The organism is Epibacterium sp. HA2-3 (assembly GCF_055693725.2).
In genome coordinates this window covers 2,689,785-2,709,262 of record NZ_CM172490.1, presented here as the reverse complement: position 1 = coordinate 2,709,262, position 19,478 = coordinate 2,689,785, and the positions used below count along the sequence as shown (strand labels likewise).

General features: G+C 62.3%; 16 protein-coding genes and 1 tRNA gene. 12 read left to right on the top strand and 5 right to left on the bottom strand.

The window, feature by feature from the left end; genetic code table 11:
• Window positions 1-102: 102 nt before the first annotated feature.
• From doeB to ACZ1HH_RS12705, 5 genes are all read left to right on the top strand, one after another.
• Window positions 103-1,095 (top strand): N(2)-acetyl-L-2,4-diaminobutanoate deacetylase DoeB, encoded by a 993-nt coding sequence (gene doeB, locus ACZ1HH_RS12725; RefSeq protein ID WP_416369205.1) that lies wholly within the window; start codon window positions 103-105, stop codon window positions 1,093-1,095.
• Between the two features lies 1 nt (window position 1,096).
• The gene (locus tag ACZ1HH_RS12720; protein ID WP_011540007.1) at window positions 1,097-1,576 is read left to right on the top strand and encodes an Lrp/AsnC family transcriptional regulator; all 480 of its coding nucleotides are present in this window, start codon (window positions 1,097-1,099) and stop codon (window positions 1,574-1,576) included.
• Between the two features lie 83 nt (window positions 1,577-1,659).
• Window positions 1,660-3,135 carry an NAD-dependent succinate-semialdehyde dehydrogenase gene (locus ACZ1HH_RS12715; protein ID WP_472636804.1) on the top strand — a complete coding sequence of 492 codons (1,476 nt, stop codon included), beginning with the start codon at window positions 1,660-1,662 and terminating at the stop codon, window positions 3,133-3,135.
• A gap of 63 nt (window positions 3,136-3,198) precedes the next feature.
• Window positions 3,199-4,572 (top strand): aspartate aminotransferase family protein, encoded by a 1,374-nt coding sequence (locus ACZ1HH_RS12710; protein ID WP_472636803.1) that lies wholly within the window; start codon window positions 3,199-3,201, stop codon window positions 4,570-4,572.
• Between the two features lie 272 nt (window positions 4,573-4,844).
• Window positions 4,845-7,043, top strand: a complete 2,199-nt coding sequence (locus ACZ1HH_RS12705) for a Hint domain-containing protein (protein WP_472636802.1) — start codon at window positions 4,845-4,847, stop codon at window positions 7,041-7,043.
• 16 nt (window positions 7,044-7,059) lie between these two features.
• Here ACZ1HH_RS12705 and ACZ1HH_RS12700 read toward each other — a convergent pair whose 3' ends face one another.
• Window positions 7,060-8,280, bottom strand: a complete 1,221-nt coding sequence (locus ACZ1HH_RS12700; RefSeq protein WP_472636801.1) for a Zn-dependent hydrolase — start codon at window positions 8,278-8,280, stop codon at window positions 7,060-7,062.
• A gap of 93 nt (window positions 8,281-8,373) precedes the next feature.
• Between ACZ1HH_RS12700 and ACZ1HH_RS12695 the strand changes: the two genes are divergently transcribed.
• Window positions 8,374-9,141 (top strand): FadR/GntR family transcriptional regulator, encoded by a 768-nt coding sequence (locus ACZ1HH_RS12695; RefSeq protein WP_254658842.1) that lies wholly within the window; start codon window positions 8,374-8,376, stop codon window positions 9,139-9,141.
• Window positions 9,142-9,147: 6 nt separating this feature from the next.
• Here ACZ1HH_RS12695 and ACZ1HH_RS12690 read toward each other — a convergent pair whose 3' ends face one another.
• Window positions 9,148-9,822, bottom strand: coding sequence for a DUF1028 domain-containing protein (locus ACZ1HH_RS12690; RefSeq protein ID WP_472636800.1), 675 nt, complete (start codon window positions 9,820-9,822; stop codon window positions 9,148-9,150).
• A gap of 107 nt (window positions 9,823-9,929) precedes the next feature.
• Between ACZ1HH_RS12690 and ACZ1HH_RS12685 the strand changes: the two genes are divergently transcribed.
• The 6 genes from ACZ1HH_RS12685 (at window position 9,930) to ACZ1HH_RS12660 (ending at window position 16,793) form a co-directional block, all read left to right on the top strand.
• Window positions 9,930-11,516, top strand: coding sequence for an ABC transporter substrate-binding protein (locus ACZ1HH_RS12685; protein WP_472636799.1), 1,587 nt, complete (start codon window positions 9,930-9,932; stop codon window positions 11,514-11,516).
• 117 nt (window positions 11,517-11,633) lie between these two features.
• Window positions 11,634-12,581, top strand: a complete 948-nt coding sequence (locus ACZ1HH_RS12680) for an ABC transporter permease (RefSeq protein ID WP_011539999.1) — start codon at window positions 11,634-11,636, stop codon at window positions 12,579-12,581.
• Window positions 12,578-14,461 carry a dipeptide/oligopeptide/nickel ABC transporter permease/ATP-binding protein gene (locus ACZ1HH_RS12675; protein ID WP_472636798.1) on the top strand — a complete coding sequence of 628 codons (1,884 nt, stop codon included), beginning with the start codon at window positions 12,578-12,580 and terminating at the stop codon, window positions 14,459-14,461. Before ACZ1HH_RS12680 ends, ACZ1HH_RS12675 begins: the two co-directional genes overlap by 4 nt.
• Window positions 14,458-15,414, top strand: a complete 957-nt coding sequence (locus ACZ1HH_RS12670) for an oligopeptide/dipeptide ABC transporter ATP-binding protein (RefSeq protein WP_472636797.1) — start codon at window positions 14,458-14,460, stop codon at window positions 15,412-15,414. The genes ACZ1HH_RS12675 and ACZ1HH_RS12670 overlap by 4 nt, the downstream gene beginning before the upstream one ends.
• Before the next feature lie 67 nt (window positions 15,415-15,481).
• Window positions 15,482-15,559, top strand: a tRNA-Arg gene (locus ACZ1HH_RS12665).
• Between the two features lie 172 nt (window positions 15,560-15,731).
• Window positions 15,732-16,793 (top strand): bifunctional transcriptional activator/DNA repair enzyme AdaA, encoded by a 1,062-nt coding sequence (locus ACZ1HH_RS12660; RefSeq protein ID WP_472637328.1) that lies wholly within the window; start codon window positions 15,732-15,734, stop codon window positions 16,791-16,793.
• A 210-nt stretch (window positions 16,794-17,003) separates the two neighbouring features.
• Here the strand turns inward: ACZ1HH_RS12660 and ACZ1HH_RS12655 are convergent, their stop codons facing one another.
• From ACZ1HH_RS12655 to ACZ1HH_RS12645, 3 genes are all read right to left on the bottom strand, one after another.
• Window positions 17,004-17,381 (bottom strand): hypothetical protein, encoded by a 378-nt coding sequence (locus ACZ1HH_RS12655; protein WP_472636796.1) that lies wholly within the window; start codon window positions 17,379-17,381, stop codon window positions 17,004-17,006.
• 35 nt (window positions 17,382-17,416) lie between these two features.
• The gene (locus ACZ1HH_RS12650) at window positions 17,417-18,178 is read right to left on the bottom strand and encodes a DUF6478 family protein (protein ID WP_011539994.1); all 762 of its coding nucleotides are present in this window, start codon (window positions 18,176-18,178) and stop codon (window positions 17,417-17,419) included.
• A 215-nt stretch (window positions 18,179-18,393) separates the two neighbouring features.
• On the bottom strand, window positions 18,394-19,173 hold the full coding sequence (locus tag ACZ1HH_RS12645; RefSeq protein WP_472636795.1) for a hypothetical protein: 780 nt from the start codon (window positions 19,171-19,173) through the stop codon (window positions 18,394-18,396).
• Between the last annotated feature and the right edge of the window lie 305 nt (window positions 19,174-19,478).

Genomic DNA, 19,478 nt, shown 5'->3' with positions numbered 1-19,478 from the left:
GGCTTTGAATTTGCGCCCGGTCTTCGTATGGGTAGCACAACGCGGCCGGCGCTCGTGACGCCGTGCCCTTTGCGCCCAACAGGCAGGCAGAAGGACAAGGCAATGAAAGACAATCCGATTTCCCCGACGATTCCGCTCGATCAGGATGGTGTCCACCACGGATTTCTGAAACTGCCTTACAGCCGCGACGACAGCGCCTGGGGCTCTGTGATGATCCCGATCACCGTCATTCAGAACGGCGCCGGCAAGACTGCGCTGTTGACGGGTGCCAATCACGGCGATGAATACGAAGGCCCCGTGGCGTTGCAGGAACTCGCCGCCACCACCCGTGCCGAGGATGTGACCGGCAGGCTCATTATTGTGCCTTACTTCAATTACCCTGCCTTTCGCGCCAGTGCGCGGACCTCGCCCATCGACCGGGGCAATCTCAACCGCGCCTTTCCGGGCCGTCCCGATGGCACCGTCACGCAAAAGATCGCGGATTACTTTCAGCGTACGCTCCTGCCAATGGCGGATGTGGCGGTGGATTTCCACTCCGGCGGCAAGACGCTGGATTTTGTCCCCTTTGCCGCTGCGCATATCCTCGAGGACAAGGCGCTGCAGGATGCGTGCTTTGCCGCCATGCAGGCCTTCAACGCGCCCTACTCGGTGCAACTCCTCGAGATCGACAGCGAGGGCATGTATGACACCGCCGTCGAGGAAATGGGCAAGGTGCTCGTGACCACCGAACTTGGCGGCGGTGGCATGTCCACCGCGCGCAGCAATGCCATCGCCAAGAAAGGTCTGCGCAACGTGCTGATTCACTTTGGGATCTTGCAGGGCGAGATGCAGATTGACCCGAGTGTGACACTCGATATGCCCGACGGGGATTGCTACCTCTTCAGCGAGCACGACGGGTTGTTTGAGATCATGATCGATCTTGGCGAACCTGTGCAAGAGGGCGATCTGGTCGCCCGCGTCTGGTCGCCCGACCGCACCGGAGAGGCCCCGGTGGAATACCGCGCCCGCCGCAGCGGTGTGCTCATCAGCCGCCATTTCCCCGGCATGATCAAATCCGGTGACTGCGCCGCGGTGATCGGCGTGGTCGAGGGCTGACATGCATCTCGATCAGCGCGACCTTGATATCCTTCGCATCCTGTCCCGCGATGGCCGCATCACCAAGGCGGCCCTTGCAGATCAGGTGGGTCTGTCGCCGACACCCTGTTGGGAGCGGCTGAAGAAACTGGAAAAGGCCGGGCTGATCGAAGGCTATAACGCCCAGATCAACCTCAAGAAAATCGCGCCCCATGTCACCGTCTTTGTGGCTGCCGAATTGGCGGATCACACGGCGGCAAGTTTCCAGTCGTTCGAGGCTGCGATGCAGCGCTATGACGAGGTAGTGGCCTGCTGGGCGCTGGGCGGGGGCTTTGACTATCTGTTGCAGATCGTGACCTGCGACATCGACGCCTACCAGCGTCTGATCGATGCGATGCTGGATGCCCGCATCGGCCTCAGCCGCTACTTCACCTATATCGTGACCAAGCCCGTCAAAGGCGCGGGCGTGCCTCCTCTCGAAATCCTGCTCCGGGGCAGTTGAATCCTCTGCCGAGTCGGCAAACTTTGGTCACTTCTTCTGATCGCGCCATGCAGACTGCCCCCAAGTCTAAAGGAGGAGCAGACATGTCGTTATCGGCCCTGTCCGCGCGTGCGGAAATCAGTGACAAAGCACTCGTGCGTTCGTTTTCTTACATAAACGGGAAATGGTGTGCCTCGTCCAATGGCGAGGTGGTCGCAGTACATGACCCGGCCACGGGCGACTTCATCGGCGATGTCACGGCCATGACAGCAGAGGATTCCTCTGCCGCGGTGGATGCGGCACATGCGGCCTTTACCAGCTGGGCATTGATGCTGCCGCAGGATCGCTGCGCCCTATTGCGTCGATGGTTCGAACTGATGATCGAGCACAAAGAGGACCTCGCCCGCCTTATGGTGCTGGAGCAAGGCAAACCCTTGTCGGAGGCCCGCGGCGAGATCGACTATGGCGCGGCCTTTGTCGAATTCTATGCCGAGGAATCCAAACGGCCCAACATCGAGGGCGTCACCAGCCATCTGCCCGATGCGGAGGTGGAACTCTGGCGCGAACCTGTGGGCGTGGCCGCATTGATCACGCCGTGGAATTTTCCCTCTGCGATGCTGACTCGCAAGGCCGCAGCCGCGCTGGCGGCGGGCTGCACCGTTGTCGCCCACCCCGCCGCCGAAACGCCCTTCAGCGCGCTGGCGCTGGCCGAGTTGGCAGAACGCGCGGGCATTCCCAAAGGCGTCTTCAATGTCATCACAGGCAAGGCCCCGGTGGTGGTTGAGCCATGGACACGGGATGCGCGCGTGCGGGCCCTGTCCTTCACCGGCTCCACCGAGGTCGGCAAGCTCCTCTATCGTCAGTCCGCCGAGACGGTCAAACGTCTGGTGATGGAACTCGGCGGTCATGCTCCGGTGATCGTTTTCAAAAACTGCGATCTCGATCGTGCCGTCGCCGAAACGATCAAGGCGAAATTCGCCACCTCCGGGCAGGATTGCCTTGGCGCCAACCGCATCTTTGTCGAGCGGGACATTTATGATGAGTTCTGCACCCGTTTTGTGGCGGCGACGCAGGCGCTCAGCGTGGGCAAAGGGATTGATGATCCCGACATCGGCCCGCTGATGAACGAAAAAGCGGTGCAGAAACAGGAAGAGCATGTCGCTGACGCATTGGAAAAAGGCGCCACATTGGCCTGCGGCGGCAAACGCCACGCGCTGGGGCCGCTGTTTTATGAACCCACCGTGCTGACGGATGTCCCCGCTGACGCGCTGATCCTGCACGAAGAGACCTTCGGCCCGGTCGCGCCGATCACGCCGTTTGACTCTGAGGACGAGGTGATCCAGCGTGCCAATGACAGCGAATATGGGCTTGTCGCCTATGTCCACAGCCATGATCCGCGCCGGATCCATCGCCTGAGCCGCGCCTTGCAGTTCGGCATGGTGGCGGTCAACCGCACCAAAGTCACCGGCGCACCGATCCCCTTTGGCGGCACCAAACAATCCGGCATGGGCCGCGAGGGCGCACGGCTGGGCATGGAAGAATTCACCGAGGTCAAATACGTCTGCCGCGACTGGGCGTAACCCTCGAATGGGATTAGATTTTCCACCCTCGCGGGTGGAACACGGAAATAGGAAGGACCGTAAATGCTGAAGAACGATCAACTGGACCAATGGGACCGCGACAACTTCTTTCACCCCTCGACCCACCTGGCGCAGCACGCGCGCGGCGAGAGTGCAAACCGGGTGATCAAGACTGCCTCCGGCGTCTTTATCGAGGATCGTGACGGCAACAAGCTCTTGGATGCGTTTGCCGGGCTCTACTGCGTCAACGTCGGCTATGGTCGTCAGGAGATTGCCGAGGCCATCGCCGATCAGGCGCGCGAGTTGGCCTATTACCATTCCTATGTTGGACATGGCACCGAGGCCTCGATTACGCTGGCCAAGATGATCCTGGATCGCGCGCCCAAGAACATGTCGAAAGTCTACTTCGGCCTTGGCGGTTCGGACGCCAATGAAACCAATGTCAAACTGATCTGGTATTACAACAACATCCTTGGCCGCCCCGAAAAGAAGAAAATCATCTCGCGCTGGCGTGGCTATCACGGCTCCGGGCTGGTCACCGGCTCGCTGACGGGGCTTGAGCTCTTTCACAAGAAATTCGACCTGCCCGTCGAACAGGTGATCCACACCGAGGCGCCCTATTACTTCCGTCGCGAGGATCTGAACCAGACCGAAGAGCAGTTCGTCGCCCATTGCGTCGCCGAGCTGGAGGCTCTGATTGAACGCGAAGGGGCAGACACCATCGCCGCCTTCATCGGTGAGCCGATCCTGGGCACCGGGGGCATCGTGCCGCCGCCCGCAGGCTATTGGGAGGCGATCCAGGCCGTCCTGAAAAAACACGACATCCTTCTGGTGGCGGATGAGGTGGTCACCGGCTTTGGCCGTCTCGGCACCATGTTCGGTTCTGACCACTACGGTCTGGAGCCCGACATCATCACCATCGCCAAGGGTCTGACCTCGGCCTATGCGCCGCTTTCCGGGTCGATCGTCAGTGACAAGGTCTGGAAGGTGCTCGAGCAGGGCACCGACGAGAACGGTCCCATCGGCCACGGCTGGACCTATTCCGCCCACCCGATCGGGGCGGCGGCGGGTGTCGCCAACCTCAAGCTCCTCGACGAGCTGAACCTCGTGAGCAACGCAGGCGAGGTCGGTGCCTACCTCAACGCCACCATGGCCGAGGCTCTGAGCCAGCACGCCAACGTCGGCGATGTACGCGGCGAAGGCCTGCTCTGCGCGGTGGAATTTGTGAAGGATCGCGACAGTCGCACCTTCTTTGACGCCGCCGACAAGATCGGGCCTCAGATCTCTGCGAAACTCCTCGAGCAGGACAAGATCATTGCCCGTGCCATGCCCCAGGGCGACATCCTGGGCTTTGCGCCGCCGTTCTGCCTCACCCATGCCGAGGCCGATCAGGTGGTCGAAGGCACCCTGCGCGCTGTTAAGGCTGTGCTGGGCTGATCAATCAACCCCGGAATTTTTTCAATCGCTCGCGGGTCTCTCGCGGGCGGTTTTTTTGTTTTCAGAGTCTGATCAACAGTTTGTTGGGCTCATCCTGTCGCGCGCATCAATTCAGATCTGCTTGAAGGGCTCTTAACTATTTTACCCTAATCTTGGATGTAGCGCGGATGCTGCATTCGGCACGAAAGAGGCGACATCGCCCCGGCTGCAGCGTGCTTGCCGTCAAAGCGCTGCCTGTTTCCATAGGCAAATGGTATGAGTGCAAACACGAGATGACGACTTATGTAGTACACGGGACGAATTACAACGATCCCGCATTTTGGGCCTCCATCTCTGAAGGCAGCCCCGGCCATACGCTTGATTTCACCGGTTTGCCGCCAAATTATGAAATCAACATCAACGCCGAGGCCAAAACGATCTCGATCTGGGACGGGACGTCTTGGTACAGTGTCGGCGAAAGCGGCAACACGGGCACCAACGCCACTCTGGGTAGCCCCACCCTTGTCGATGATTTCACTGTCATTCTGGCGAACAATTCAGACGACTACATCGAAGGCTCTGACAACAATGACAGTCTCACGGGCGGTACCGGGAACGATACCCTGTCCGGGGACCAAGGCGATGACACCCTCAGAGGGGGTGACGGGGATGACTATCTAACCGGTGGTGAAGGCAACGACAATATCGACGGTGGCACCGGCAATGACACCATCCGTGGCGACAATGCGTGGACGAATACCTCGTCAGGAGCCTCAGGCGCGAGCACAACCCCCACGACGTTGACCGTCACCAACTCGGCGGATGGCCCGATCGAGCTGTGGTGGATCGACGAGACCGGCACAGCCCAATATTACGCCACCCTTCAGCCCGGGGACACCCGGAACCAGAGCACCTTTGAGGAGCATAACTGGATTCTGCGCCACCCGGATGGCTGGTATCTGGAGTATATCGAGGGGGCTCCGAACCAGACTGTCAATTTTGGCTCGGCCGGTTTGAATGATACGGTCTACGCGGGCGCTGGAAATGATCTCATCGACGGGATGTACGGCGATGACCTTCTCTACGGGGAGGGGAACAATGACACGATCTATGGCGATTACGGCTCCGATACGATTTATGGCGGGGCAGGTGACGATCTTCTGTACGGGGGGGATGGCGACGATACCCTCGCTGGCGGTACCGGATCCGACACGATGTATGGAGGGGCCGGAAATGACTCCATGGTGGGGTTCGATGACGCCGATACCTTCATTCTCGAGGATGGTTTTGGCAATGACACCATCGTGGGCGGCGAAGGCGGCACCGATGACGATTTTGTCGATCTCTCCAACCTGACCAGCGGGGTCACCGTCACCTATACCGGCGATGAGGCCGGGACCATCACGGATGGCAGCAACACGGCGGAGTTCTCGGAGATCGAGCGGATTCGACTCACGGATCAGGCGGATGTGCTGGATGCAAGCGCCTCTTTGGTGGGGGTCGATGTGGACGCCGGGGCCGGTGCGGACACGCTGACCGGCAGCGCGGGGGATGACAGTCTGACGGGGGGCACGGGGGACGACCGCTTTGTCATGACCACCTCCGGCGGCACCGACACCGTAGGTGATTTTGATCTCGGTGACGCCGACCTCGATGGGTTCTACAACGACCAGATCGATGTCAGCGGCCTGTCCGGGGGCTCAGGGGCGGGCGGACTGGTGACACGCGCGGATGTGGTGGTGACGGATGATGGTTCCGGCAACGCCCTTTTGACCTTTCCCAATGGCGAACAGCTGGTCCTGCAAGGGGTCGCACCGGCGCAGATCAGCTCTTATCAGCAGCTCTATGCTGCAGGTATTCCCTGCTTCACTCCCGGCATCCGCATCGCAACTGCGCGTGGGGCCGTTCCTGTGGAGCATATCCGCAAGGGTGACCTGCTGCAGACGGCGGACAATGGGTTTCAACCCGTGATCTGGACCGGGCGGCGGGATCTCAGCGCTGCAGAGCTGCGCGCCCGGCCACATTTGGCCCCGCTCAGGCTGCGCCCCGGCGGGCCGCTTGCCAACGACCGCCCGTTGCTGGTTTCACCGCAGCATCGCTTTATGCTCGGACGCGCGCGGCTGGGCGATATGGACCATCTGCACGAGGCTTTTGTGCGCACGCGGCTGCTGCAGAGCCTCGCACCAGAGGATGTGACCCCCTGCAGGCCCGCAGCCGGGGTCAGCTACATTCACCTGATGACCGAGGCGCATCAGGTCATTTTTGCCGAAGGGGTTGCCACCGAAACCTTCTGGCCCGGCCCAGAGGCGCTGCGTGGCTTGTCCGAGGGCGACCGGCGCGAGCTGTTTGATCTCTTTCCCGAGCTGTTCCTTGCGGGCGGCCTCTGCGGCGGCACGGGGCGGCACTTTGTTGCCCGGGCCTATTGCCCACTGGCGCGTGTTGATCTCAAACGTCGCGACCTGCGGGCGCTGGGCGCACGCTCCGCAGCCTGAGGTTTGGTTCTGCGCCCTATTCCGCGGCTAGGCGGCGCAGGAAAGCGCAGGTGACATCAATCGCTGCCGCCATGTCCTCGGCAGAGGCATATTCCTCCGGGCGGTGACTGAGCCCGTCTTTACAGCGCAGGAACAGCATTGAAATGTCACATAGATCCGCCATCGCTGAGGCATCATGCGTCGCCCCCGAGGGCAGCAGGGGCGCGCGATGTCCGGCAGCGCGGGCGGCCAGCTCCAGCGTGTCGATCAACCCCGATGCGCAGGGCACGGCGAGTTGCTCGTAGGTCTTTGCCATGTCAAAGCTCACATCCCGTTTGGCAGCGATTTCGGTGCCGATGACCTGCGCGGCACCGGCAAATTCCTGTCGCGCCGCATCCGAAAGCGCCCGGATCTCAAGCGTCAGCGCCGCCTCGCGCGGGATGGCGTTCACGGCTGCCGGTTTCAGCGCCAGCGTGCCAATGGTGGCGCGCAGCCCATCGATGTTTCGTGCGGCATCATGGATTTTCACCACGAACTCGGACGCGGCCACCAGCGCATCGCGCCGCCCCTGCATCGGGACGGTGCCCGCATGGCCGGTCTCCCCGACAAATGAAACGCTGTTGCGCTCGATACCGCAGATGCCAGTGACGATCCCAACCGCTGCGTTGTCCTGCTCCAGCATCGGACCTTGCTCGATGTGAAGCTCCAGATAGGCGCGCACCGCGTTCTTGTTGCGGGCTTCAGAGGCGATTTTATCGGGTCTGCCCCCAAACTCCGAAAGCGCGGTGCGGAGCGTCACGCCCTCGCCGTCGCGCATGTCCAGCACGCTGGGGTCAAAACGGCCCGCAAGGGCGCGGGAGCCAACAAGAGCGGTGGGAAAGCGCACGCCCTCCTCGTCGGCAAAGGCCAGTACCTCGACCGGAAAGGGGAGTCGCGTGCCTTCGGATGCCAGCCGTTCAAGCGCCAGACAGCCGATCACAACCCCCATGATGCCATCATAGCGCCCGCCTTCGATCACGCTGTCCTGATGCGACCCGAGCAGAACGGCGGCTTCGTTGGAGGGCGCACTGCTGCGCCCCACCAGGGTCGCGGCCGCATCAAGCTGTGGGTGGAGCCCGGCGCGCCGCATCCAGTCGCTGATCTGTTCCAGTGCTGCGGAATGTTCGGGCGTATAGGGCAGGCGGGTCACACCGGGTCCGGCTGCGCTGCAGGCCGCAATCTTCGCCAGGCGTTGCTGGGCTTCCTGTCCCCAATCCATCGTCTATCCCCTTAATTTATCATGATGAATAGGGGTCTATACCCCTGCCGCTTTCCCGTCTATGTTTTTATCATGATAAAAGAGCGGCAGGTGATGAGTAACAAGAGCAGAACGCCCGAACAGCCCAAACGCTCCCGCCCGGTGCGGGTCGCCGAAGAAATCAAGACCTGGGTGGTCGAACGCGATCTCCAGCAGGGGGACAAGCTCCCCAACGAGACGGAGATGATCGCGCAATTCGGCGTCTCCAAGGGGACCGTGCGCGAGGCCATGCGCATCCTCGAAGCGCAGGGTCTCATCATCACCCGCACCGGACCGGGGGGCGGCAGCTTTGTCGACAAGGTCTCGGCCGAGCGGGCGCGCTCGCTTCTGGCGAATTACTTCTATTTTCAGAATCTTTCGATTGCGGACATCTATCAGATGCGCCGCGCGCTGGAGCCGGAACTGGCGGCAAGCCTCGCAGGCCAACTGGATGAGGCGCAGCTTGGGGAAATGGAATCCCTCGCCGCACGCTATCCGGAGCCAGCGCAATCCGCCGAGGAAGAGAAGGAGCAGCATATCGCGTCGCTCGAATTCCACGCCCGGCTGGCGGAGTTTTCGGGCAATGCGCTGTTGGGGTTTGTGATTTCCTTCATGGCGCGGGTGCTTACGGATATGACCATCTATCGCAAGCTCTACGATCCCCCCAACCTGGAGCTCTGGCGGCGAGGACGGGCGCACCAGATGCAACTGGTGCAAGCTCTGCGCGATGGGGATGCGGCAGCGGCGCGCCGGATCATGGCCTCGCATATGCAGGGCGCAGAGGAGCAGATGCGCTCGCAAGAGGCGCAACTGGCGCGCCGATTCATTGGCGAACAGCGCTAGGAGGCGTCAACTGGCGTCGGGTAGAACGGCCCGGTGCCGGTCTTTCAGCACGGGGACCTCTGTCAGCCAATCGTAATACGGCGCGCGATGCGCTCGCAAACAGAGGGCGCGCAGGGCAGGCAGCGGATCGTCGCTATGGTCGATGCGCAGATCGAGCGGCGGACGGTCGGGCGAAAGCACGAGGAGCGCCGCCGATAGCAGTCCCCGCGCGTCCCCACCTGCTGCCGCCGCCGCGTCCAAGACTGCCAGCATCCGGTCCGAGGGCGTGGCGAATTCGCCTCGTGCGGTCTCTCTCATCGCGGTCAAAACCTGTCGCCCTGCGAGCATATTGCCTGCAATTGCCAGATCCTGCTCGGCGATATGATCCGCATAACCCACGCTCTGCGCCCCGGTGAAGCCAGCCGTCCCGCCGTTGCAGTCCAGCGCAAGAAGCTGCCGATGCCCCCGTCCGGCATCCCCCCCGGTCACCTGATCCACAGCCGCATGGGCGAGCGCGCCGTCATACATTCGCCGCAGCACGTCATCGCGCCAGAATGTGCTGGGGGCGGTTCCTTGCGATGCCACCAGCCCTGATTCGATGTCTCCCCGCAAAACCCAGCCCCCGACACAGAGGCTGCCGGTCGCCGCTGCGGCCGCATAACAGCCTGTTTCTCGGTCATACATCAGGATTGAAAAGGTCATCGCGGTCTCCGGGCGGGGGTCTTGCAGGTTTGGACTTGTATTTATCATGAAAATTTGCGTGGATACAATTAATCATGAAAAATAAATCTCAACAGAGAGGATGCGATATGAAACTTCTAGAGATGACGCGGCGTGGCGCGATGGCTGCGATGCTTGCGACGACGGCAATGGCGGGGGTGGCGATGGGCGTGGCGCCTGCCGCAGCGCAGACACCGCCCGGCGTGCTGATCGTGGGCCAGATCGCAGAGCCAAAAGCGCTGGACCCGGCGGCAGTGACGGCGGTAAATGACTTCCGCATCCTGATGAACGTCTATGACGGTCTGGTGCGCTACAAGGACGGCACGCTCGAGGTCGAACCCGCGCTGGCGACCGACTGGAGCATCTCCGAGGATGGCACCGAATATACATTCACGCTGCGCGAAGGGGTGTCGTTTCATGACGGCAGCGCCTTTGATGCCGAGGCGGTGGTGTTCAACTTTGAGCGTATGCTCAACGAGGATCACCCCTATCACAACACCGGCCCCTTCCCGCTGGCCTTCTTCTTTTCTGCCGTGGAGAGCGTCGAGGCGGTCGATGATCTGACGGTAAAATTCAAGCTGAACGCGCCCTATGCGCCGTTCCTGTCGAACCTCGCATATCCCACGGGCCTGATTGTATCGCCCGAGGCGGTCAAGACCCATGGCGCGGAGTTCGGCCGCAACCCCTCCGGCACCGGCGCATTCAAATTTGCCGAGTGGCGCTCCAATGAGGCCGTGGTGGTCGAGAAAAATCCCGACTACTGGGATGGCGCGGCAGAGCTGGACGCGGTGGTCTTTCGCCCGATCACCGATGCCAACACCCGCACGGCAGAAATGCTGGCAGGTGGCATTGATCTGATGGTCGAGGTGCCGCCGGTGGCACTGTCGGAGTTTCAGGGCGATGCCTTCACCGTGCATGAACAAGCCGGCCCGCACGTCTGGTTCCTGATCCTCAACGCCAAGGAAGGCCCCTTTGCCGACAAGCGCGTCCGCCAAGCGGCGAACTACGCGATCAACAAATCCGCGATTGTGAACGATGTGCTTGAGGGCACGGCGGAGGTGGCCGCAGGCCCGACCCCGCCCGCCTTTGCCTGGGCCTACAATGAAACGCTCGAACCCTATCCCTATGACCCCGACAAGGCGCGTGAGCTCCTGGCCGAGGCGGGTGCAGAAGGGGCGGAGCTGACGTTCTATGTGACCGAGGGCGGCTCTGGTATGCTTGATCCTATCGCCATGGGCACCGCGATTCAGGCCGATCTCAATGCCGTGGGGCTGGATGTGAAGATCGAAACCTACGAGTGGAACACCTTCCTGGGCGAGGTCAATCCGGGGCTGGAGGGCAAGGCCGACATGGCCGAGATGGCCTGGATGACCAACGATCCCGACACGCTCCCCTTCCTGGCGCTGCGCACTGAAGCTTGGCCCGACAAGGGCGGCTTCAACTCCGGCTATTATTCCAACCCGAAGGTGGATGAGCTGTTGGAAGCGGCCCGCGTTGCAACCGATCAGGACGAGCGCGCCAAGCTTTATCAGGAGATGCAGACCATCGTGCAGGAAGATGCGCCTTGGGTCTTTGTCGCCAACTGGAAGCAGAACGCGGTGACCTCGGATCGGGTGGAGGATTTTGCGCTGCAGCCCTCGTTCTTCCTGCTGCTCGATGATGTGACCAAGAACTGATGAGAGGTTTCGGATCGGGCTTTGCCCGATCCGACCCGCGCGCGCCCCGGCGGGGCGCGCGCTCCCGTTTGACTGAAACCCCACTCCACCCATGTCGGTAGAGCAGGAAGGCGCGCCATGACTGGCTATATTTTGAAACGGCTTATTTCGGCGGTGCCGGTCCTCTTGGGGATCTCGGTCATCGTGTTTCTGATCATGGCGATGATCCCGGGCGACCCGGCCACGGCGATCCTTGGGTCCTATGCGACGCCCGAGAATGTGGAGAAGCTCAATCGCGATCTCGGTCTCGATAAGCCTTTGGTGCAGCGGTACTTTATCTGGCTCGGCAATATGTTGCAGGGCGATTTTGGCCGCAGTTTCTCGCTCAATCGTGCGGTGCTCGACGAGGTGCTGGAGCGGTTCAATGCAACGCTGGTGCTGGCGGGCACATCCTTTGTGATCTGTTCGATTCTTGGCGTTGCGGCAGGTGTGGTCTCGGCGGCGCGCCAGTACGGGCTGGCGGATAAGGCGATCACCTTTGCAGTGCTTCTGGGCATTTCGATTCCGTCGTTTTTCCTCGGCATGATGATGATCCTGATCTTTGCAGTGAACCTGCGCTGGTTCCCGGTCTCCGGCATGTGGCCGATCTACGGCGCGCGGGATCTCTCGGCACTTGTCAGCCATCTGACACTTCCCGCCATTGCGCTGGCGGTGGTGGCCACCGGCGTCATCGCGCGCTTGTCTCGGTCCGCCATGCTGGAGGTCCTACGACAGGATTTCATCCGCACAGCGCGCGCCAAAGGCGTGCATGAACGCAGCGTGATCTGGCGCCATGGTCTGCGCGCAGCGATGGTGTCGATCATCCCGGTGCTCGGGATTCAGGCCGGGTTTGTGCTCTCGGGCGCGGTCTATATCGAGATGGTGTTCCAGTGGCCCGGCGTCGGGCGGATGCTGGTCGATGCCATCCTCAAACGTGACATCCTGTTGGTGCAGGGCGGTGTGGTCTTTGTGGCTGCCTGCTATGTGCTGTTCAACATTGCCGTTGATGTCGCCCAAAGCCTTCTGGACCCGAGGATCAAGGCATGAGTTTCCTGCGTCTTTTGTCTCGCAACCGCCTCGCGCTGGCGGGGCTCATCGTGATGTCGGTGGTTGTGCTGCTGGCGGTGCTGACACCCATTTTGCCGCTGCCCGACCCGGATGTGACCAATACGGCAGAGCGGTTCAAGAAATCCTTTAGCGAGGGGGCCTTGCTGGGCACTGACCACCTTGGTCGGGATCTCGCCAGCCGCCTGATGTGGGGCACGCGGCTGTCGCTGGCGGTGGGCTTTGCGGCGGCGGTGGCGGCGGCCACCATCGGGGCGGCTATCGGCGTGATCGCCGGGTTTTATGGCGGGCGCGTGGACAATGTGATCATGCGCGGCGTCGATATGCTGATGGGCTTTCCCTATATCCTCCTGGCGTTGGCGATTGTCGCAGCACTTGGTCCGGGGCTGATGAATGCGCTGATCGCTGTGGCCGCCGTCAATATCCCCTTCTTCGCGCGCAACATTCGCGGTGTCACCGTTGGTATTGCGCATAAGGAATTTATTGATGCGGCGCGGCTCTGCGGGATGTCGAATGCGCGCATCATCATCACCGAGGTGGTGCCAAACGTAATCCCGGTGATCGTGATCGCCATGTCCACCACTGTCGGCTGGATGATCCTCGAGACGGCAGGTCTCAGTTTCCTTGGCCTTGGTTCGCAACCGCCGCAGGCGGATCTGGGCTCCATGCTGGGCGAGGCGCGCTCGGCGCTGATTACCAATCCGCATACCTCCGTGGTGCCCGGTGCGATGATCCTCGTGATCGTGATGGCGATCAATCTTCTGGGCGACGGCGTGCGCGACGCGCTTGATCCGCGCCTGAAATCCGGCGCGCTCAGCCGCCCGATGCCGACCACCATGGTGCGCCGCACAGACCCCGTACCGCAGCCAGAAGGCGACGGTATCCTGAGCCTCTGCAACCTGCAAACCCAGTTCCACGTCAAGGATCGCATCTACAAGGCCGTGGGCGGTGTGGATCTCTCGGTAAGGCCGGGCGAATGCCTTGGGATCATTGGTGAAAGTGGCTCCGGGAAATCCGTGACGGCGCTGTCGATCATGGGGCTGGTGGCCTCGCCCCCCGGTGTCATCACCGGCGGTGCAGTGCATTACAAGGGTGAGGATCTGATCGGCGCCCCCTATGAGACCCTGCGCCGTCTGCGTGGCGACCGCGTGGCCTATATCTTTCAGGATCCTCTGGCGACGCTGCACCCGCTCTATACGGTTGGCGCGCAGCTCATCGAGGCGATCCAGAGCCATCATCGCACCAGCACCTCCGAGGCGCGTGCCCGCGCGATTGAGCTTTTGAAATCCGTGCGCATCCCCAATGCCGAGGCGCGCGTGGACAATTACCCGCATGAGATGTCGGGCGGTATGCGCCAGCGGGTCGGCATCGCCATGGCGCTGGCCAACGACCCGGAAGTTATCATCGCGGATGAGCCCACAACCGCGCTGGATGTGACGGTGCAGGCGCAGATCCTTGCGCTCCTGGATGACTTGCGGCGCGAGCGGGGCTTGGCGATCATCTTCATCACCCATGATTTTGGCGTGGTGGCGCAGCTCTGTGATCGGGTGGCGGTGACGTATGCGGGCCGCATTGTCGAGGAAGGCCCCACCGATGCCATTCTCAATGCGCCTGCTCACCCCTATACCGCGCGGCTGATGGCCTGCGTGCCGGAACTGGGCCAGGGCAGACGCGAGCTTGCGGCCATTCCCGGTCTACCGCCTGTGGTGGACAAACTGCCCGCGGGGTGCGCCTTTGCGGATCGCTGCCCCAAGGCCGCCAAAGCCTGCCGCAGCGGGGACATTGCGCTCGATGGGTTTGGTGCGGGGCGCAAGATCCGCTGTATAGACCCTGAAATTCCAGTGCAGGAGGCCACGGCATGAGCGCGGCACTGAAACTCACCAATCTCAGCAAGACCTTCCCGGTGGGCAAACGCCTGTTCGGCGGAGCCAAGGCGGGCGTCAAGGCGGTGCAGCCGCTCTCGCTGACGGTGGAACAGGGCGAAACCCTCGGCATCGTGGGGGAGTCGGGGTGTGGCAAATCCACATTGGCGCGGATGCTGGTGGGCTTGCTGCCGCCGACAACCGGCCAGATCGAGATCGAAGGCGCACCGCTTGATAATGCGGACCCGGCCACCTTTGGGCAGAAGATCCAATATGTGTTTCAGGACCCGATCAGCAGCCTCAACCCGCGCAAAACCATCCGTCAGGTGATGGACGCGCCCCTGCGGCATCTGCACGGTATGGATGCCAAGGCGCGCGCAGCGCGCATTGCCGAGATCTTTGCCGCGGTAAATCTGCGCGAAGAGTTTCTCGACCGCTACCCGCATGAATTCTCCGGTGGTCAGGCCCAACGGATCGGCATTGCCCGAGCTCTCGCAGCGGATGCGCGCATCCTGATCCTTGATGAACCTGTCTCGGCGCTGGATGTTTCGGTGCAGGCGCAGGTGCTGAACCTCTTGGCGGATCTGAAGCGGACCTTCGGCTTGACCTATATTTTCATCAGCCACGATCTCGCGGTGGTGGAGGCGGTGAGCGACCGTGTCGCGGTGCTCTATTTTGGCTCCGTGGTGGAGGTTGGTCCCGCCAATGAGGTGTTTGCCGTGCCCCGACACCCCTACACGCGACTTCTGGCTCAAAGCGCCCCGGTGGTAGGCCGCGCTCTGGCCGCGCCCGAGGCCAAAGAGACCGAATTGCCGGATCCTCTGAACCCGCCCAAAGGCTGCGCCTTTGCGGCGCGCTGTGCCTTTGCAAGCGACCTTTGCAAAAGCACCGCCCCGACGCTCGAGCCCCAGTCCGATCGCGTCGCGGTCGCCTGTCATCACCCCATTGACTGAGCCCAAGATCCGTCCGGCCTCTGCGTTGACATAGCAAAAGATTTGTCTGATACACGCTCCCTATGACGGGCCGTTAGCTCAGCTGGATTAGAGCAGGGAACTTCTAATTCTCAGGTCGGGGGTTCGAGTCCTCCACGGCTCGCCATGTTCTCCACTTTATGATGTTTTGTCAGGCGTTTACGCGAGTGCGTCGCGCTGTGAACCCTCCTGCACACCCCTGTTTGGATGTATCGACACCCTTGTCCCTGCTTTGAAATTGAATAGACGCCCGAATTCAGGCGGCAGCAACCAAAGGCGGGTGTTAGAGTTGCGCCATGATGATGTTTGACCTGCCCGATTCAAAAACCCTTTACGACGCGCTGGTGGCGCGGGATGCAAGCTATGACGGGCGCGCCTATGTGGGCGTGTCCTCGACCGGGATCTTTTGTCGCCTGACCTGCCCCGCGCGCAAGCCGAAGTATGAGAATTGCCAGTTTTTTGCCACTCCCGGTGCCTGCATCGAGGCTGGGTTTCGCGCCTGCAAGCGTTGTCACCCCCTGAATGCGGCGGCGGGGAATGATCCGCTGGTGCGCCGCCTGCTGGAGGCGCTGGAGGCACGGCCCTCCTATCGCTGGCGCGAGGAGGATCTGGTGGCCATGGGCGCAGACCCTTCTACCATCCGCCGGGCGTTCAAGCGTCAGTTTGGCATGACCTTTCTGGAAATGGCGCGGCAACGCCGCCTGCGCGAGGGGTTCACCACGCTCAGTGCCGGGCAGCCCGTGATCTCGGCGCAGCTTGAGGCCGGTTTTGAAAGCCCCAGCGCTTTTCGCGCGGCCTTTGCCCGATTGGTCGGGATTGCGCCAGGGCAGTTTCGCAAGGATGCGCAGCTTTTGGCGGATTGGATCGAGACCCCGCTGGGCGCGATGGTGGCGGTGGCCTGCCAGCACAAGCTGCATCTGTTGGAGTTTGCAGACCGCAAGGCTTTGCCGCGCGAAGTGGCAAAGCTGCAAAAACGCCAGCCCGGCGGCATCGGCTTTGGCCGGCCCGAGGTGGTGGATCAGGCGGCAGAGGAGTTGGGGGCCTATTTTGCGGGGCGGGCAGCGCGGTTCGACACGCCGCTGGCCTATCACGGCACGGCCTTTGAGGCAGAAGTCTGGCGTGCGCTCAGAGAGATCCCGGTGGGGCAGACCCGCAGCTACGGCGCCTTGGCGCAGAGCCTTGGGCGACCGGGATCAAGCCGCGCGGTGGCGCGGGCCAACGGGGCCAACCAGATCGCGGTGATGATCCCCTGCCACCGGGTTCTTGGCGCGGATGGGGCATTGACCGGATATGGCGGTGGGCTCTGGCGCAAACAGAGGCTTATTGAAATTGAACGCGACCTCAGCGCGGTCACTGGATGAGCTTTCTGCCATTGAAGCAGCACAAGGGGATCCAACCGCCGGGTGCGGTCTGACCCGCGCGCCCCTCGGCGGGCCCGTCCGGGCCCGCAAACCCTCATAAAAAGGCGAAAGGGATCAGCGGCAGCACCGGCTGGCGGGCCTGCCGACAGGGCATACCTGCGGACGTACCCGGCAGAACCGGACGAGAGGCCGCCTGTGGCGCCTTGGCGCTCAGGTGGTTTCGAGGCAGTGGCGGCGAAAGGCGCGCTTCAGCATGTCGAGCTCTGCACGCAGCAGTTCCACCTCTGCGCGCAGATCATCCGCCAGTGGCTCACCCGCAATCAGGGTGAAATCGCCGATCTTCGTGTCCGTCTCGGCGTCGATGATCACAAAGCTCTGCACCCCGTCGCCGATGGCCTCGCTGGGCACCGGGATCGTCAGCGCCCAGCTTCCCGGCGCCTCGGCCGCCTCCAGGGTGACCCCTTCCACTTCGCGATCGAGGTAGCGCACGACAATCTGTGGGCGCGCATCGGCACGCGGCGCAGTCTCAATCCGACCTTCCCAGAGGCCGGAGCGAAAACGGATCTTCTGGAGCGTCATGGCACTCATCTGGGCTCTCCCATTGGCGATTGCGCAGCGCGCGGTCAGAGGTTGGCGCGCAGAAAACGCGCAAAGGTCAGATCCCGCAGCACCACCTGGTTCATGTCTGGCGCTTCAAAGATCAGATCGATCCAGGCCTTCTCGATGCGCTTTTCGTTGAGCCGCGAATAGGCCAGGTCATATTCCACCGAGAAGGTTTTCTCGCCCGGCGGCAGCTCCCGCACCAACTGCTCGGTGTTGGGGCCGTGTTTGATATTGAGACGGGCGAAGATTTCGATCGGCTTTTCGCTCTCGGCAATGCAGTCCAGCCGCACCAGATGCTGCCGGGTGAGCCCCTGCGTGGCTTCGGCAGGCAGGTCGATCACCAGCGACAGGAACGAGCCGTCGAACTTGAACACATCCATCCGCAACCCGTAGGGCGCCAGATCCTCCTCGCGCGTGTTGCGCAGTTGGCGCAGGGTCAGCTCGGAGATGGCGCAGTCGTGAAACATCTGGATCTCATGGCCAAGCCGGGTCTTGCTCGGCACCGAGGACACACCGGCCACCGGCAATGGGCCGCGCCAGAGCTCGGGCCGCCAGGACCAGTCGGTACCATGCGGGCGCGGGAAATATGACGAGTCGATCTTTGGCAGCGCCAGACGGTTGTCGGCGGTATGGATCAGCTGATCGAGATGCATCCGCAGCTTACGGGCATCATTGCGCTGTTGGCGCAAGCGTGCCAGTGGCGTCGAGGGGGCCGCCCGTGCAGCTCTGCGCCAGCGCCGCAAGGCGCCCGTGTTCAGCACTCGTTCCAGTAGTTTTCCCATCCTGCCCTCAGGTAGCGCATTCGCGCGCGTGTCCCGGCCTGTTCTGCCGGGATTTGCCTCTCATATTAACGAATTAGCGAGCGGGGACAAAGGTGTTTCTGAGCGTCTCGCACGGTGAAATCCATGCACGCCCAGGCCTGTGTTCTGTGGGCACGGCCATCAGGTCGCCGCGGCACGTCGCGCGGCTGGATACTTTGGCAAAGCTTCCCGATGGATCACTCCTGCGGCGCAGCGGCGGCTTGCGCCAGAACCGCACCAGAGCGGTCTTGCGGTCGGAGCGTGCGCTGGGGCGCTGTCTCGGTTGGGGCGGCGGTTTCAGCAAGCAATGTGGCGTTGCGAGTTGCCTGCACAAATTCGCGGATCAGCCGCGCGCCGCGCTCGCCGAGATACCCGCTGCCCTCAGGTGCATAGAGCGCCACTGAGACCAGATGCCCATGCACAAGGAAGGCGCCGCGCCAATGGGTGCCGCTTGCCCCCTTGGCCGAGTGGCTTGCCATATGGAGCTTGATGAGCGGGATATCCCCGTCGCCGCGGGTCTCCAGCACGCGGGCGGCGCTGCGTGCTTCGGTGAAGGCCGAGCGCAGCGCCTCTGTGGAGGGCGCGGGCGTATCGGCGCTGACGGCCCCTACGGTTGCGGTGAGCATGGCGCCGTCCTTGCCACGCAACCGGCCAAAGGTGCCCATCTTTTCGCAGCGCGCCAGAAGCGCAAAGCCGCCGCTGCCAGTGTGTTGTTCCATTTCGGCATCAAAGCAGAACCCGCTCGGCGCAGCCAAGATCAGCTGCCCGTCGCCAAACACCGCCGTGAGGGATCGCCCGCGACTGTCCACGGGGCGCGATACGGACTCACCCGGCGGGGCAAAGGCAAGACGGTTGCCCTCCATGCAGCCTGCCAGCGCCAGCGTCACCAACAGAAGCAGGCCGAGCCGTGGCAGGCGCAACGCTTTCTGGAGCAGGGCGCGGCTTGCGCCCAATATGTCGATTAGCGTCTGGTTCACTCTCTGCTCTCGTCCACCGGTTGCTTGTGCTTGTGTTGACTGTACTTGTGTCGCCCGTGCTTGTGTCGCCTGTGTTCTTGGCACCTCAGTAGGCCCCAAATTTCCGACCTCAAAATGTGTAGACGCAGCCATCTGTTGGAACAAGGCCTAACAAAGAATGAACGCGCGCGCCTTGAACTGTGGCAGGTTCACGCTTACGTCCCAGCGCTTCGCAGGCTGTGGTGCCTGGGCGCGGGGGAAGGTGATCGACCCGGCCGGTCGCGGGCCACTTGCAGGGCGGCCAGCGCCTATGATTGTAACCTGTG

Bases quoted from the DNA above. Each gene is read 5' to 3' on its own strand.
- ACZ1HH_RS12685 (WP_472636799.1), top strand. From the start codon at position 9,930: ATGAAACTTCTAGAGATGACGCGGCGTGGCGCGATGGCTGCGATGCTT.
- ACZ1HH_RS12705 (WP_472636802.1), top strand. From the start codon at position 4,845: ATGACGACTTATGTAGTACACGGGACGAATTACAACGATCCCGCATTT.
- ACZ1HH_RS12690 (WP_472636800.1), bottom strand. From the start codon at position 9,822: ATGACCTTTTCAATCCTGATGTATGACCGAGAAACAGGCTGTTATGCG.
- ACZ1HH_RS12710 (WP_472636803.1), top strand. From the start codon at position 3,199: ATGCTGAAGAACGATCAACTGGACCAATGGGACCGCGACAACTTCTTT.
- ACZ1HH_RS12680 (WP_011539999.1), top strand. From the start codon at position 11,634: ATGACTGGCTATATTTTGAAACGGCTTATTTCGGCGGTGCCGGTCCTC.
- ACZ1HH_RS12655 (WP_472636796.1), bottom strand. From the start codon at position 17,381: ATGAGTGCCATGACGCTCCAGAAGATCCGTTTTCGCTCCGGCCTCTGG.
- ACZ1HH_RS12660 (WP_472637328.1), top strand. From the start codon at position 15,732: ATGATGTTTGACCTGCCCGATTCAAAAACCCTTTACGACGCGCTGGTG.
- ACZ1HH_RS12715 (WP_472636804.1), top strand. From the start codon at position 1,660: ATGTCGTTATCGGCCCTGTCCGCGCGTGCGGAAATCAGTGACAAAGCA.
- ACZ1HH_RS12720 (WP_011540007.1), top strand. From the start codon at position 1,097: ATGCATCTCGATCAGCGCGACCTTGATATCCTTCGCATCCTGTCCCGC.
- ACZ1HH_RS12675 (WP_472636798.1), top strand. From the start codon at position 12,578: ATGAGTTTCCTGCGTCTTTTGTCTCGCAACCGCCTCGCGCTGGCGGGG.
- ACZ1HH_RS12670 (WP_472636797.1), top strand. From the start codon at position 14,458: ATGAGCGCGGCACTGAAACTCACCAATCTCAGCAAGACCTTCCCGGTG.
- ACZ1HH_RS12695 (WP_254658842.1), top strand. From the start codon at position 8,374: ATGAGTAACAAGAGCAGAACGCCCGAACAGCCCAAACGCTCCCGCCCG.
- doeB (WP_416369205.1), top strand. From the start codon at position 103: ATGAAAGACAATCCGATTTCCCCGACGATTCCGCTCGATCAGGATGGT.
- ACZ1HH_RS12700 (WP_472636801.1), bottom strand. From the start codon at position 8,280: ATGGATTGGGGACAGGAAGCCCAGCAACGCCTGGCGAAGATTGCGGCC.
- ACZ1HH_RS12650 (WP_011539994.1), bottom strand. From the start codon at position 18,178: ATGGGAAAACTACTGGAACGAGTGCTGAACACGGGCGCCTTGCGGCGC.